At 67.6% G+C, this 14,800-nt stretch carries 10 protein-coding genes and 2 pseudogenes; 4 read left to right on the top strand and 8 right to left on the bottom strand.

The window, feature by feature from the left end:
- Positions 1-143 precede the first annotated feature (143 nt).
- From map to ACCC94_RS20855, 7 genes and pseudogenes are all read right to left on the bottom strand, one after another.
- Positions 144-917 (bottom strand): type I methionyl aminopeptidase, encoded by a 774-nt coding sequence (gene map / locus ACCC94_RS20885; RefSeq protein ID WP_413351433.1) that lies wholly within the window; start codon positions 915-917, stop codon positions 144-146.
- On the bottom strand, positions 914-1,123 hold the full coding sequence (locus ACCC94_RS20880; RefSeq protein WP_081520395.1) for a ParD-like family protein: 210 nt from the start codon (positions 1,121-1,123) through the stop codon (positions 914-916). Before ACCC94_RS20880 ends, map begins: the two co-directional genes overlap by 4 nt.
- Before the next feature lie 93 nt (positions 1,124-1,216).
- Positions 1,217-2,497, bottom strand: coding sequence for a CaiB/BaiF CoA transferase family protein (locus ACCC94_RS20875; RefSeq protein WP_413351432.1), 1,281 nt, complete (start codon positions 2,495-2,497; stop codon positions 1,217-1,219).
- A 28-nt stretch (positions 2,498-2,525) separates the two neighbouring features.
- A pseudogene (locus tag ACCC94_RS20870) lies at positions 2,526-3,848 on the bottom strand (MFS transporter).
- Positions 3,849-3,928: 80 nt separating this feature from the next.
- Positions 3,929-4,927, bottom strand: coding sequence for an acyl-CoA dehydrogenase family protein (locus ACCC94_RS20865; protein WP_413351431.1), 999 nt, complete (start codon positions 4,925-4,927; stop codon positions 3,929-3,931).
- Positions 4,928-4,935: 8 nt separating this feature from the next.
- On the bottom strand, positions 4,936-6,084 hold the full coding sequence (locus ACCC94_RS20860; protein WP_413351434.1) for an acyl-CoA dehydrogenase family protein: 1,149 nt from the start codon (positions 6,082-6,084) through the stop codon (positions 4,936-4,938).
- Complete coding sequence (locus ACCC94_RS20855; RefSeq protein ID WP_413351430.1) at positions 6,081-6,554, bottom strand: MaoC family dehydratase; 474 nt, start codon at positions 6,552-6,554, stop codon at positions 6,081-6,083. Before ACCC94_RS20855 ends, ACCC94_RS20860 begins: the two co-directional genes overlap by 4 nt.
- Before the next feature lie 95 nt (positions 6,555-6,649).
- Between ACCC94_RS20855 and ACCC94_RS20850 the strand changes: the two genes are divergently transcribed.
- Positions 6,650-7,567 carry a LysR family transcriptional regulator gene (locus ACCC94_RS20850; protein ID WP_413351429.1) on the top strand — a complete coding sequence of 306 codons (918 nt, stop codon included), beginning with the start codon at positions 6,650-6,652 and terminating at the stop codon, positions 7,565-7,567.
- Between the two features lie 48 nt (positions 7,568-7,615).
- Here the strand turns inward: ACCC94_RS20850 and ACCC94_RS20845 are convergent, their stop codons facing one another.
- Positions 7,616-9,589, bottom strand: a complete 1,974-nt coding sequence (locus ACCC94_RS20845; protein WP_413351428.1) for an alkyl/aryl-sulfatase — start codon at positions 9,587-9,589, stop codon at positions 7,616-7,618.
- A gap of 318 nt (positions 9,590-9,907) precedes the next feature.
- Here ACCC94_RS20845 and ACCC94_RS20840 point away from each other — a divergent pair, with 318 nt between their 5' ends.
- From ACCC94_RS20840 to ACCC94_RS20830, 3 genes and pseudogenes are all read left to right on the top strand, one after another.
- On the top strand, positions 9,908-11,764 hold the full coding sequence (locus ACCC94_RS20840; RefSeq protein WP_413351427.1) for a DUF1302 domain-containing protein: 1,857 nt from the start codon (positions 9,908-9,910) through the stop codon (positions 11,762-11,764).
- 27 nt (positions 11,765-11,791) lie between these two features.
- On the top strand, positions 11,792-13,159 hold the full coding sequence (locus ACCC94_RS20835; RefSeq protein WP_413351426.1) for a DUF1329 domain-containing protein: 1,368 nt from the start codon (positions 11,792-11,794) through the stop codon (positions 13,157-13,159).
- A gap of 160 nt (positions 13,160-13,319) precedes the next feature.
- Positions 13,320-14,800 (top strand): annotated as a pseudogene (locus ACCC94_RS20830) (ATP-dependent transcriptional regulator); the annotation flags it as partial.

Raw genomic sequence — 14,800 nt, 5'->3', positions numbered from 1 at the left:
ACACTACGGTTGGTGGGGGGGGCGCCCCCCTACACCCTTCTTCCCGCGCGCCCCCTTGGCTGTGGCGTGGGGCTCAAACCCGGTGCGGTTTACCCCCCCCTACGTCATCCGCGATTGGAAGCTGTCGCGGACGGAGTCCGCTTCTACGAAAGCCGGGATGTGCGCTCTTCGGGGCGAAGCGTGAGGACCTCGAATCCCTTGGCAGTCACCGCCACGGTGTGCTCGAACTGCGCGGAGAGCTGGCCGTCGAGGGTGACCACGGTCCATTCGTCCGCCAGGGTTTTCACCCCGGAATGGCCCTGGTTGAGCATGGGCTCGATGGTGAAGGTCATGCCTTCGCGGAGCACCTGCCCGGTGCGCGGGCGGCCGAAGTGCAGCACCTGCGGCGGCTCGTGCATCTCGCGGCCGATGCCATGACCACAGTAGTCCTCCACCACGGTGTAGCCATGCTGCCGGGCGTGGCGCTCGATGGCGTGGCCGATGTCGCCCAGACGGGCGCCCGGCTTGACCGCGCGGATCCCTTTCCACATGGCTTCATAGGTGATTTCCACCAGCCGCCGGGCAGCGGGCGAGACGTTGCCGATCAGGTAGGTCTTGCTCGAATCGGCAATGAAGCCGTTCTTCTCCAGGGTGATGTCGAAGTTGACGATATCGCCGTCCTGGAGGCGGTCCGCCTCGGACGGCACACCGTGGCAGACCACTTGGTTGCGCGAGGAGTTGAGCACGTAGGCGAAGCCGTACTGGCCCTTGCTGGCCGGCCGCGCCTGCAGCTCATCGACGATATAGCGCTCGACCCGGTCGTTCACTTCCAGGGTCGTCATGCCTTCGAGCGGCAGGCTGTCGACGAAGCCGAAGACCTTCGCCAGCAGCCGGCCGGACTCGGCCATCAGCGCCAGTTCCGCCGGGGTCTTGATCACTTGGCGCCTCCCGCGGCGGAGTATTTGACCCCGGCCTCCTGCAGTTCGCGGGTGATGATCTCGTTGAAGCTCAGGGTCGGCTCCAGCTCGCAGAGCATGCCGATCTTGATCCAGAACGCCGCCTGGGCGTTGATCGAGCGGCAGGCCACGGAGCTGGCGCGGCGCAGCTGGTCGTGCAGGTCGTCGTCCAGGTTGATGATGCCCATGAGTCTCTCGCCCCCTCTCGTCATTCGCTATGAAGCATAACAAAACATATATGCATCATATGGATCGAGGCGAGCGAATGCAAAGCCGCCGTCTCAGCCGGCCTTCGGAACAGCCTCCGCCCGCGGCGGGGCCAGGGCGATAGCTCCCTTGCCGGCCAGCTCCGCCAGTTGCTCGGAGGCCAGTCCCAGTTGCTCGGCCAGTACCTGCGCGGTGTCCTGGGCGAACATCGGCGGCGCGAGGCGGTAGGTCGGCGGGGACGCGGAGAAGCGCGCCGGGTAGCCGAGCAGGGTGACTTGGGTGCCGTCCTGCCGGGTCAGGGTCTGCAACAGGCCGCGCGCCTGTACCTGCGGATCGGCCAGGGCCTGCTGCAGGTTGTTGATCGGCCCGCCGGGCACGCCGGCCTTTTCCATGGCGGCCAGCAGGTCGGCGGCGCGCCAGCCGGCGATGCTTCTCGCCAGCTCCACTTCCAGTTCGCGGCGGTGCTGGCTGCGGCCGGGGTTGCGGGTGAAGCGCGGATCGCCGCCGAGGTCGTCGCGGCCGAGCAGGCGGCACAGCGCCTGGAACTGCCCGTCGGAGCCGCAGGCGACGAGGATGTAGTCGTCACTGCAGGCGAAGTCGCGGTACGGCACCACGTTGGGGTGGGCGTTGCCCAGGCGTTGCGGCACCTGCCCGCTGACCAGATGGTTCATCGCCTGGTTGGCCATCAGCGACAGCTGGCTGTCGAGCAGCGCGCAGTCGATGTGCTGGCCTTCGCCGCTGGCGTGGCGATGGTTCAGCGCGGCGAGGATCGAGATAGTCGAGTACAGCCCGCAGAACAGATCGCTCACCGGCAAACCCACCTTCAGCGGCCCGGCGCCGGGCTCGTCGTCGCGGCGCCCGGTAATGCTCATCAGGCCGCTCATGCCTTGCACCAAGAAGTCGTAGCCGCCGCGCCCGGCATAGGGGCCGGTCTGGCCGAAGCCGGTGACCGAGCAGTAGATCAGCTTCGGATTGAGTGCCTTCAGCGCGGCGTAATCCAGGCCGTAGCGCGCCAGGGTGCCGACCTTGTAGTTCTCCACCAGCACGTCCGCCGAGGCGGCCAGGCGACGCAGCAGCGCAGCGCCGTCGGGGTGGCCGAAATCCACGGCGATGGCGCGCTTGTTGCGGTTGGCGCAGAAGTAGTAGGCGGCATCCCAGGTCGGACCGCTGTCCTCGACGAAGGGCGGCCCCCAGGTGCGGGTGTCGTCGCGCCGGCTGGGGCGCTCCACCTTGATCACGTCCGCGCCCAGGTCGCCGAGGATCTGCGTGGCCCAGGGCCCGGCGAGGACCCGCGACAGGTCGAGGACGCGCAGGCCCGAGAGCGGGCCCTGCTGGGTGGTTTGGGTGTTGCTCATGATTCTCTCCAGATGTGCTTCTTGGGCTTCAGTGCAGGTCTTTGCCGCGGGTTTCCGGCATGCGCACGAAGGCCACGAGGGTGATCACCGCCATGGCCGAGACGTACACCAGGAACCACTGTTCCTGGCCACGGCTCTGCAGCCAAGTCATCAGGTAGGGCGTGGTGCCGCCGAAGATCGCCACCACCAGGTTGTAGGGCAGGCCGATGCCGAGGGCGCGGATGTCGGTGCTGAACAGCTCCGACTTGATCGCCGGGGCGATGGCCGAATACAGGCCGTAGAGCAGCAGGCCGAACAGTTCGACGGCGAGGATCGAAGTGAACGACGCGTTCATCGAGCGCACCACCGGGTAGAGCAGCGCGGCATAGCCCAGGGCGAAGACGATCAGCTGCGGGCGCCGGCCGATACGGTCGGACAGCCAGCCGAACAGCGGTTGGGAAATCATGAACACCACCAGCGCCAGGCTGCTGGCGGCATAGGCGGTGCCTGGCTCGACGCCGAGGGTGCGGATGGCATGCACCGGCAGGTAGCTGACGAACAGGTAGAAGGCGAAGGCCCCGAGAAGGCTGATGCCGACCAGGCGTTTCACCGCTTCCGGGTGCTCGCGCCAGAGGGTGCGCAGCGGCCGCTCGATGCGCTGGCCACGGCGTTGCTCCTGGCCCTTGCGGAAGGCCGCGGTCTCCTCGACGCCGTGGCGAATCCAGAAGCCGGCAAGACTGCCCAGCCCGCCGATGAAGAAGGGAATGCGCCAGCCAAAGTCGATCAGCTGTTCGCGGCTCAGCCATTGGCTCAGCGCCCAGGCCAGGCCCGAGGCGAACAGCAGGCCGAGGGCGATGCTGGCGAAGAAGAAGCCCGAGTACAGGCCGCGCTGGCTGGACGGCGCGGATTCGGCGAGAAAGGTCGCGGCGGCGCCGTATTAGCCGCCCACCGACAGCCCCTGGACCATCCGTGCCAGGACCATCAGCAATGGTGCGGCGATGCCGATGCTGGCGTAGGTGGGCATCAGGCTGATCAGCAACGAGGGCAGCGCCATCATCAGGATGGTCAGGTTCAGCGCCGCCTTGCGCCCGGCGCGGTCATTGAAGATGCCGATCAGCCAACCGCCCAGCGGACGCATGGCGAAACCGATGGCGAACACCGCGAAGGAGGCGAGCAGGGCGGTGGTCTCGTTGTCCGAAGGGAAGAACTGGTGGCTGAAGTAGAGCGCGAAGGCGGTGTAGACCGTCCAGTCGAACCACTCCACGGTGTTGCCGACGCTGCCGGCGATGATGGTGCGCCAGGCGATGGGCCGGGCGCTGGCGACCGCTCCCGTCGAGGCGGCGCGGTGCGGTTGGCTGAGAATGTGGGCCATCGGTGTTCTCCCTTGTCATTGTTTTGAGAAGCACGGTTTGCGAGAGATGGTGATGAAGGGGCCGCCGGTGGCGGCACGCTTCAGGCGGCCGGCAGGTGGCGGCGCAGGAAGGCGAGGCTGTCGCCGCTCTCGCGCAAGGCCGCGAGGCCGATCACCGGCTGCCAGTACGCCTCGCTGCCGAAGTCCGAGCGCCAGGCGTACAGGCGCCGGGTGTAGAGGTGCAGGTCGCATTCCTCGGTAACGCCGATGGCGCCGAACACCGCGTGGGCGATGTTGCAGATGCGCACCGCCGCGCTGCTGCAGCGCGCCTTGGCAACCGCCGCCGGAACAGCTTGCGGCCAGGTCGACCCGCGTAGCGCCAGTTGCGCCGCCATGCGCGCGGCGAAGACTTCCTCGGCAAGCACGCTGATCTGCTGCTGGACGGCCTGGAAGCCGCCGACCGGCTTGCCGAACTGCTGGCGGGTAGTGGCGTAGTCCAGGGTCAGTTGCAGCACCCGCTCGGCGGCGCCGGCGATCAGCGCTGCGCCATAGGCCGCGCCGAGGGCGCGCCAGTCACGGTTTGGCGGCAGGCGCCGGGCGTGGTCCGGCAGGCTCGGCCAATGCAGCTCGTCGGTGCTGCTGGCGTGGACGCCGTCTGTCCGGCGTTGCGCGCCATCGACCGGCAGTAGCCAGGCGCCTTCCGGCAGCGCCACCAGTACCCAGCGGGACTGGGCGGCAAAGGGCACCGCATGGCAGCGCAGGCCCTGGCCATCACGTTCGCCACTGGCCAGGGCAATCGCGCCCTCGGGCAGCGCGAGGCCGGCTTCGGCCAGTGCCAGGCGCGCCCACCAGGTACTGGCGAGCGGCAGCGGCAGGGCTGCACCGCCGGCGGCGAACAGCAGGTGACAGGCGGTTTCCGCGCTGGCCGCCGCGCCGCCAAGGTCCTCGGGCAATAGCAGGTCGGCAAAGCCGTGCTCGGCCAGCGAGCGCCACAGCCCGTCGGCGGGTTCGCCCAGGTCGATGCGGCGCACGCGCTCGGCGCTGACTTCGCCTTCCAGCCATTGGCCGAAGGCATCGAGAATGAGGTTGTCGAGGCTCATGGGGGTTCCTATCGCAAGCCGAGGCCGCGGGCGATCACGCCGCGGAGGATTTCGCGGGTGCCGCCGCGCAGGGAGAACACCGGGGCCATGCGTTCCAGGTAGGCCAGGGTGCGTTGCAGCAGGTGCGGGACGGCAGCGCCCTGCACCGCGCCCAGCAGGTCGCCGAGCAGGGTCGGGATGGATTGCTCGAAGCTGGTGCCCAGGTCCTTCACCAGCGCCGCCTCCACCACCGGGCTGCGGCCGTCCGCCAGTTGCGCGGCGAGGCTGACCGACAGCGCGCGCAGCACCATCAGCTCGCTCAGCAGTTGCCCCAGCAAGCGTTCCTGGCCCGCCTGCGGGTGACTGCGCAGCCAGTCCAGCCAGGCATCGAGCAGGGCGATGCTGGAGTAGATTCGCTCCGGCCCGCTGCGCTCGAAGGCCAGCTCGGCGGTCACCTGTTTCCAGCCGTCGCCTTCCTCGCCGACCAGCGCTTCGGCCGGCAGTTGCACGTTGTCGAAGAACACCTCGCAGAAGTGCTCGGCGCCAGTGAGGTCGCGGATCGGGCGGACGTTCACACCCGGCAGCGACAGGTCGATGAGCACCTGCGACAGCCCGCGATGGCGGTCCTGGGCGCTTCCGGAGGTGCGCACCAGGGCGATCATGTAGTGGCTGTGCTGGGCGTAGGTGGTCCAGATCTTCTGCCCATTGAGCAGCCAGCCGCTTTCGTTGCGTTCCGCGCGGGTGCGCACGCTGGCCAGGTCCGAGCCGGAGTTCGGCTCGCTCATGCCGATGCAGAAGAACTGCTCGCCACGGCAGATTGCCGGCAGGTGCAGACGCTTCTGCTGCTCGCTGCCAAAGCGCAGCAGCAGGGGGCCGCTCTGGCGGTCGGCAATCCAGTGCGCGGCCACCGGTGCGCCGGCCTCGACCCGCTGGCGCGCTTCGTGGTGGTGGAAGAACTGCTTTGCGCCGGCGCCGCCATACTCGCGCGGCAGGGTCAGGCCGACCCAGCCGCGTTCGGCCAGCGCGCGGCTGAAATCGGCGTCGAAGCCTTGCCAGCTGCGTGCCCGCAGGTCGATGGGATAGTCCCGCAGGCGCTCGGCGAGGAAGCTGCGCAGCTCCTCGCGCAAGGCCTCGTGCCGCGCCGGCAGCGGGCGGAAATCGAGGGCTTCGAGCATCAGCCTTCACCCCGTTCGGGGCGGCCGGCGAGCAGGCGCTTGACCTGGTACTCCATCACCGTCTCCTCGCGCTGGTTGAGCACGTAGACGCGGGAGGTAACCACGGCGCGGTTGTTCTTCGAGGTCGGGCGGACCTCCTCTATCTCCACCACGGCTTCCAGAGTGTCGCCGACGACCACCGGGCCTTTCACGCTCTTGTGCAGTTCCAGCAGGGCCAAGCCGGTGCCCTGCAGCATGGTCTGCATGAGGATGCCTTCGATCAGGCTGTAGCTCAGCGCAGCCGGCACCGGGCGGCCCTGGATGGCGCCGTTGAAGGTGCTGTCGATGAAGATCACTTCGGTCTGCCCGGTGACGCCGACGAAGCCGATCAGGTCAGCCTCGGTGACGGTGCGGCGGAAGGTGCGGAAACGCTGGCCGGCTTCGATCTGCTGCCAGTAGTAGCCTTGCCCGAGGGCGATTTCGTTGTGCGCCATGCGCGACTCTCCGGTTGGGATTGTTGTTGTCGGGAGTCGTCAGGCTATGGTCAGGGTCTGTGCTCATCCAATATTATTTGGAGAATGATTGATATATGCGGAGTATCAGTATGGAGCTGCGCCAGATTCACCAGTTTCTCGCCCTGGCCGAGACCCTGAACTTCCGCGAGGCCGCCGAGCGCCTGCACATGTCCCAGCCGCCGTTGTCGGTATCGATCCGCAAGCTGGAGGAGGAGATCGGCCTGCCGCTGTTCGAGCGCACCACGCGCCAGGTGGCGCTCACCGAGGCTGGCGAAGCGCTGTTGCCGGAACTGCGCAAGGCGCTGCTGCACCTGCAGCAGGCGCGGCGCTATGCGCTGGAGGCGGGTGCGGGCGAGCGCGGGCAACTGACGCTGGGTTCGGTGGGGTCGGCGACGCTTTCGCTGATCCCGCGGCTGATCCCGGAGTTCCGCCGACGCTATCCCGGCATCTCCCTGGAACTGCGCGAGTTGCCTTCCAGCGGGGTGCTGGAGCTGGTGGAGAACGGCCGCGCCGATGTCGGCCTGGTGCGTTTCCCGCTGCCGCAGCCGACGACGCTGAAGCTCATCCCGTTGGTGTGGGAGCCGATGATGCTGGTTGTTGCGCAGGACAGTCCGCTGGCCCTGAGCGGGCGCAGCCGCGTGCATCTGGCGGAAGTCGCCGATCAGCCGCTGATCGATTACCCGCACACCGAAGGCCTGCACTACGTGTTGTTGCAGCTGTGCCAGGCGGCCGGCTTCGTGCCGCAGCTGGTGCACTCGACCACCCAGGTGCAGGCCGCCATCAGCCTGGTGGCGTGCGGCCTGGGCGTGGCACTGGTGCCGGCGCTGCATGCGCGCAGCTCAACGGCGCCGGTGTGCTTCCTGGAACTGGAAACCCCGCACCAGGAACGCACCGTGGCGCTCGCCCTGGTCTACAACCCGGACAACGAAAGCCGCGTGGTACGGCAGTTCCGGGATATGGCGGTGGAGTTGCTGGCCGAGGCAGGCGAATAGCGAGGAGGGACTTCCGGCCACCGCCAGGCGGCCGGAAGCGAGGTGGCGTCAGGGAGTGACGACGTTGAACTGCGGGGCGAAGCTGTCGATCATGCCGAGGAACTGGCCGAGCCTTGCGCCTTCACCCTCGAGCTTGATATCGCCCTGCTTGATCGCGGTGGGGAAGTCCAGCTGGCGCAGGCTGATGCGGTCCAGGGTGGCCTTGCTGAGCTTCACCGTCAGGTCCGCCTTGGCCGCGAGCTGCCTGTTGCGGTGCGTCAGCACGCCATTGCGCAGGGTGAGGGCGTAGTTCTCCTGCAGGTCGTCGAACACCCAGTTCATCACCATGTCGTGGCCTTCGGCCTTCTCGCTGTCCAGCCGCACGGCGAGGTAGTCGAAGAACATGCCCGGCGACATGGCCTTGACCAGGTCGTTGCGCACCGAGCCGGTACCCGCTTCGGGCACGCCGTTGCGCAGTTCCATGGCGGCGGTGAGGTACATGTTGCGCCACAGGGCGTTCTCGGACTGGTAGCCCAGCTGCTCCAGGGCGTCGGCCTGCAGCGATTTGGCCTGCTGGTTGTCCGGCTGGGCGAATACCAGGTTGTTGCCCAGTGTCGCGGCCCAGCGGTATTCCCCTTTGGCGATGGCCGCCTTCATCAGCTTCTGCACGGCCTCGGCACCACCCAGGGCCTCGACATAGTGCTGGCCCTGTTCAACCGGCGGCAGCGGGTTGAGGTTGGCCGGGTTGCCGTCGTAGTAGCCCAGGTAGCGCTGGTACACGGCGCGCGAGTTGTGGCTCAGCGAGCCGTAGTAGCTGCGGGTGTACCACTTGTTCTCCAGGTTGCCGGGCAGGCGCTCCATTTTCTGCGCGATCTCGGTCGGCGTCAGGCCCTGGTTCATCAGGTGCAGCGCCCGCTGGTCGAGGAAGGCGTACATGTCGCGCTGGTCGGCGAGCAGGGTCTGGATACGTTGCGCGCCCCAGGTCGGCCAGTTGTGCGAGACGAACATCACGTCGGTCTTGTCGCCATAGCGCTGCAGGCTGTCATCGATGTATTCGGCCCAGGCCTTGGCGTCACGCACCAGCGCGCCGCGCGGGGTCAGCAGGTTGTGCATCATCTGCGTGCTGTTCTCGGACATGCACAGCGCGCGCAGCTGCGGGAAGTAGAAGTTCATCTCCGCCGGCGCCTCGGTGCCCGGCGTCAGCTGGAACTCGATCTGGATGCCGCCCACCTCGTGGGTCTCGAACTGCTGCCTGATCAGGTCCGTCGGCTCGATCAGGGTCAGGGTGCCGCCCACCGGGAGGGTCTTGCCCATGCCGGCTTCGAGTTGTCCCTGGGCGCCGCGTGGCAGAAGAGAACCGAACTGGAACTGCGCGCGGCGCATCATGGCGTTGCCGGCCAGGATGTTTTCGCTGATGGCGTGCTCCATGAAGCCGGACGGTGCGTAGATCTTCACCTTGCCGCTCTTCACGTCCGCCTCGTCGACCACGCCGCGCACGCCGCCGAAATGGTCGGCGTGGCTGTGGCTGTAGGCAACGGCCAGCACCGGCTTGTGCGGGCGATGCTGGTAATACAGCTCCAGCGCCGCGTGAGCGGTTTCCTCGATGGTCAGCGGGTCGATGATGAACAGGCCGTCGTCGCCCTCGACGATGGTCATGTTCGAGACATCCATGCCGCGCAACTGGTAGATGCGCTCGGATACCTGGAACAGGCCGGCATGGTTGTTCAGCTGGGCCAGGCGCCAGAGGCTCGGGTTCACCGTGTCGGGGGCCTTGTCGGCGCTGAGGAAGTCGTACTGTTGGGTATCCCACACCACGGTGCCGGCGGCATTCCTGATCTGCCCGCTGAAGGGCGCGATGAGGCCACGACTGACCGACTCGTAGTCGTCGCGATCGCTGAACGGCAGTACCTTGAGCACCTGGGCGTTCTTCGCCGCGGTGATGGCGCTGGCCGGCTGCAAGGGCGCGGCGGCGAGCAGGGATTGACTCAGGCTGGCGGCCAGGACGCCGGCCAGGCAGTGGTGTAGCAGCGGAACGTTTTTCACGAGGACTCCTGCGACTTCTTGTTTTCGATGGATGCGGGATGTCGCTGCATTTGAGTGGCGTAGCGGGGGCCTGCCAATCACCTGTCGGGGTGATTCGGCCGTCGGGGGCGGGGGGAGGGCGCATCGGGCGTTACCCACGGTATCGGTCGCCAGCGAAAGCGGCTTCGGCGCAGCGGGGACAGGCGCGCCAACAAGGGCCGAAACCACCGGGGACCACCCGCACGGGTGAGGATGAAAATCACCTGATCGGGCGGTTTTGGCAGGCCTTGCGCACTGCCAGCATGCGCACTCCAACACCTGGACCACCTGGAGTACCGCATGCCAACAATAACAATGCGCGGACACTTTCGACCGCAGGCGCTGGCCCTGGCCATCGCCCTGGCGAGCGCGCCCTGCGCACACGCCGTCAATTTCAATATCGGGGAGATCGAAGGGCAGCTGGATTCCTCGGCGTCCCTGGGCATGAGCTGGGCGCTGAGCAACCCGGACCCGAAATTCATCTCCAACTACAACGTGGTCGGCGCCAAGGGCAAGGCCGCCTCGCGCACCGCCGACGATGGCCGGCTGAACTTCAGCAAGGGCGACGTGTTCTCGAAGATCTTCAAGGGCACCCACGACCTCGAACTCAAGTACGGCGACTCCGGCGCCTTCCTGCGCGGCAAGTACTGGTACGACTTCCAGCTCAAGGACGAGGACCTGCGCTACTACAACATCGACGACCATGGCCGCGACCAGTCGGCCAAGGCCTCGGGCGGCGAATTCCTCGACGCCTTCGTTTATCACAACTACCAGCTGGGCGACCTGCCGGGCAACGTGCGCTTCGGCAAGCAGGTGGTGAGCTGGGGCGAGAGCACCTTCATCCCCAACTCGATCAACTCCATCAACCCGGTGGACGTCTCGGCGCTGCGCCGCCCCGGCGCCGAGGTGAAGGAAGCGCTGGTACCGATCCAGCTGCTGTACTTCTCCCAGGGCCTCTCCGAGAACGTCACCGCCGAGGCCTTCTACCAGATCAAGTGGGACAAGACCGTCACCGAGAACTGCGGCACCTTCTTCGCCGTGGACGCCGTGGCCAAGGGCTGCAACGACCGCCTGGTGATCGCCGGCCCCGACTTCGCGCCCAATGACCCGCGCGCCAACGCCGGCACTATCCTGGACGTCGCGGGCAACCGCGCCAACGCCTACATCCCGCGCACCGACGACCACGAGCCGGGCGATTCCGGGCAGTTCGGCCTGGCCATGCGCTGGTTCCTGCCGGACTTCAATGACACCGAGCTGGGCGCGTACGTGATGAACTATCACAGCCGCAACCCGTTCCTGAGCTTCACCCGCACCACCTACGCCGGCGCTTCCAACGCGCTGACCACCGCCAGCCGCGTGCGCGGCGCCAGCTACTTCGTCGACTACCCCGAAGACATCCGCCTGTATGGCCTGAGCTTCCAGACCAACCTGGCAGGCGTGGCGCTCAACGGCGAGGTCAGCTACCGGCCGAACATGCCGATGCAGATCAACACCGCGGACCTGAACCTCGCGGCGGTGAATCAGGTCGGCCGGGTCAACGGCGTGACGACGGCGGTGTCGCCGGTCTTCGTCGACGGCCAGGCGGTCAACGCGCCGGGCGCGTCCATCGAAGGCTACAAGCGCCTGCCGTTCACCCAGGTGCAGGTCAGCGCCACGCAATTCTTCGACCAGGTGCTGGGCTCCGAACGCCTGACCCTGGTGGGCGAGGTCGGCTACGACCACATCAGCGGCATCGGCAACTCGGTAGGCGACCTGCGCTTCGGCCGCAGCCCGACCTTTGGCGCCGGCGAGCTGCTCGACCAGTCGGTGTGCGTCGGCACCGCCGCCGGCACCAAGACCGCCAGCAACCCGCAGCAGGAATGCAACAACAAGGGCTTCTACACCAGCAGCTCGTGGGGCTACCGCGTGCGCGGCATCCTCGACTACCCCAACGTCATCGCCGGCATCAACTTCAAGCCGAACATGGCCTGGTCGCAGGACATCAACGGCACCGGCCCGAGCTTCGAGGAAGGCGCCAAGGCCATCAGCCTGGGCGTGGATGCCGACTACCAGAACACCTACACCATGAGCCTGAGTTACACCAACTACTTCGGCGGCGATTACAACACCCTGACCGACCGCGACTACATGTCGGTCAGCGTCGGCGTGAACTTCTGACCCCCGCCCGCAAGCACTGGAGAGCACATGCAAGCAAAGACAATGATCAAGGGCGCCATCCTCGGCCTCAGCCTCCTGGCCTGCTCGGTGCAGGCGGCGGTCTCCGCGCAGGAAGCGGAGAAGCTCGGCACTGCGCTGACCCCCATGGGCGCACAGAAGGAAGGCAACGCCGACGGCAGCATCCCGGCCTGGACCGGTGGCCTGAAGCCTGGCGCGGCGAAGGTGGAGAACGGTTTCCTGTCCGACCCGTTCCCCACTGACAAGCCGCTGTTCGTGATCACCGCGGCCAACGCTGCGCAGTACAAGGACAAGCTCACCGCCGGCCAGCTGGCGATGTTCAAGCGCTACCCCGACACCTACAGGATGCCGGTCTTCACCACCCGCCGCACGGCCGCCAGCCCGCAGGCGGTGTACGACGCGGTGAAGCAGAGCGCGGTGAGCACCCAGGAGATCAACGACGGCAACGGCCTGGCCAACTTCAGCTCGCACTACTACGCCTTCCCGATTCCGCAGAACGGCGTGCAGGTGATCTGGAACCACATGACCCGCTACCGTGGCAGCAACCAGCATCGCGAGACGGTGCAGGCCACGCCGCAGACCAATGGCTCGTACAACACTGTCAGCATGGTCGAGGACATCGCCTACCCGCAGACGCTGACCGGTGGCGCCGACAGCAAGCAGAGCGAGAACGTGCTGTTCTACTACAAGCAGCAGGTGACCGCGCCTTCGCGCCTGGCGGGCAACGTGCTGCTGGTCCACGAGACCATCGACCAGGTCAAGGAACCGCGCCTGGCGTGGATCTACAACGCCGGCCAGCGCCGCGTGCGCCGCGCCCCGCAGGTCGCCTACGACGGCCCCGGCACCGCCGCCGATGGCCTGCGCACCGCCGACGACCTGGACATGTACAACGGCGCGCCTGACCGCTACCAGTGGAAGCTGGTGGGCAAGAAGGAGATGTACGTCCCGTACAACAACTACCGGCTGTGGTCCACGAAGCTCAAGTACGACGACATCCTCAAGGCCGGCCACGTCAATCCGGACTACACGCGTTACGAGCTGCATCGCGTGTGGGTGGTGGAAGCCACGCTGAAGCCGGGCGAACGGCATATCTACGGCACCCGCCGCATGTATGTCGACGAGGACACCTGGTCCATCCTCGCCACCGACCAGTACGACGGTCGCGGCCAGCTCTGGCGCGTGGGCGAGGGCTTCCAGGTGAACGACTACGAGCAGGGCATCTCGGTGTACGCCGTGCAGTCGCTGAACGACCTGATCGCCGGGCGCTACATCGCCATGGGGCTGGTCAACGAAGCCCGCAAGGGCGCGCAGTTCGGCGTCAGCGCCGCGATGAACGACTTCACCCCCGCGGCCCTGCGCAACGCCGGCATCCGCTGATCCGCTCTGCCTGAAACACCCCGGCGCCGCGACCTGCGTGGCGGCGCCGGGCCAGGGCTAGTCCTGCGGCTAGTCCGAACGACCGATTGTCCCGCCGCGCCCCGCAATGATCTTCTGACACCCCGACGCAGCACGAACTACAACGATAACGGGTGTCGCCATGTCCAGTTTCCCCGCCATTGCCGCCGGTACGCCGGTCGCCCTGCAACTGCCCCGCGAGCCGCTGCTGCACGCCCTGCTGGAATCGCCCCGGCGCCTGAGCCTGTTGTGCGCCCCGGCCGGCTATGGCAAGAGCGCACTGGCCCGTGCCGTGCTGGATCGGCTGCCTTCGAGTTGCGCCCGCGTCTGGCTGGATTTCGCCGGGCAATCCCTGGCCCTGAATGCCTGCTGCGTCCAGATCGCCCGCCAGCTGGGCCTGCTGGACAGCGACCCGGCCAGCGTACAGCTGGCCCTGCAATCGCGCCGGCAACCCCTGTGGCTGGTGCTGGACGACTACCCGCAAACCGCTGACGCCGAACTGGACGCCTGGCTGCAGCGCCTGCTCGGCCAGGTGGAAGCGCCGCTGCACCTGCTGGTCAGCTGTCGCCAGCGGCCGGCCTGGAACCTCTCGCGCCTGCTGCTCGACGAGCGCCTCTGCGAGCTGGGCGCCGCGCGGCTGGCGTTCAGCCGTGAGGAATGCGAGTCGCTGGCGCTGGCGCAGGGTTACGACGCCGACTGCCGCGAGCGCCTGTGGGCCGCTACCCAGGGCTGGTGCGCCGGTGTGCGCCTGGTGCTCAGCGCGCGCGACGGCGTGCACGCGCCCGGGGATGTCGCTTCCTGGCTGCGCACCTACCTGTGCCAGGAAGTGCTCGGCCGTCTGGACGCCGAGACCGGCGCGATGCTCTGCGGCCTGGCCTACCTGCCGCGCTTCAACCGGGCAATCTGCGCAAGCCTGTGGGAAGAGCAGGGCGGCGCGCTCTTCGATCAGCTGTTGCAGGGCCAGGGCTTCTTCCTGGCGCTGGACGCCGAGGCCAGCTGCTTCCGCCTGCCGCCGCTGGTGGCCAAGGCCCTGCAGTGCCATCTGCAGGGCCCCGCACTGACCCGCCTGCGCCTGCGCGCCTGCGGCGTGCTGGGCCAGGCCGGCTGGCTGGACGAGGCCATCGAAATGGCGCTGGAAGCCGGCCAGCCGGAAGTCGCCGCCGGCTACATGGACCGCCTGGACATGGACTGGCTGTTCGCCGGCCGCCACCTCGGCCTGCTGCTGGAGTGGCGCGAGCGGCTGCCGGCGAGCCTGCTGGAAAGCACGCCAAGGCTGATCAGCCTGAGCGCCCGCGCATTGCTGTTCAGTTGGCGCCTGGACGAAGCGCACCGCTGCATCGAGCGCCTGGGCAACTTCCTGCCGCAGCCCCAGGCCGCGCGCAATCGCCGCCTGCTGGCCAACTGGCTGGCCTTGCGCGGCGCGCTGGACGGCATGCACGGTCGCCTCGAACAGGCCCGCGACCACTGCAACGCGGCGCTCGAAGACCTTGAGCCGCGCGATTGGCGCTCGACCCTGCTGTGCCTGACCACCCTGGCGCGCCTGGACATGGCCACCGGTGCGCTGCCCCAGGCCCGGCGCATCCTCCAGGCGGCGCTGGAGCTGGCGCGGCGCCAGGGCTGCCT

Origin of the sequence: Pseudomonas sp. Pseusp97 (assembly GCF_047304025.1) — a bacterium.
Lineage (GTDB): Bacteria > Pseudomonadota > Gammaproteobacteria > Pseudomonadales > Pseudomonadaceae > Pseudomonas.
Note: the sequence above shows the minus strand (reverse complement) of the source record. Positions and strands in the feature narration are given on the sequence as shown.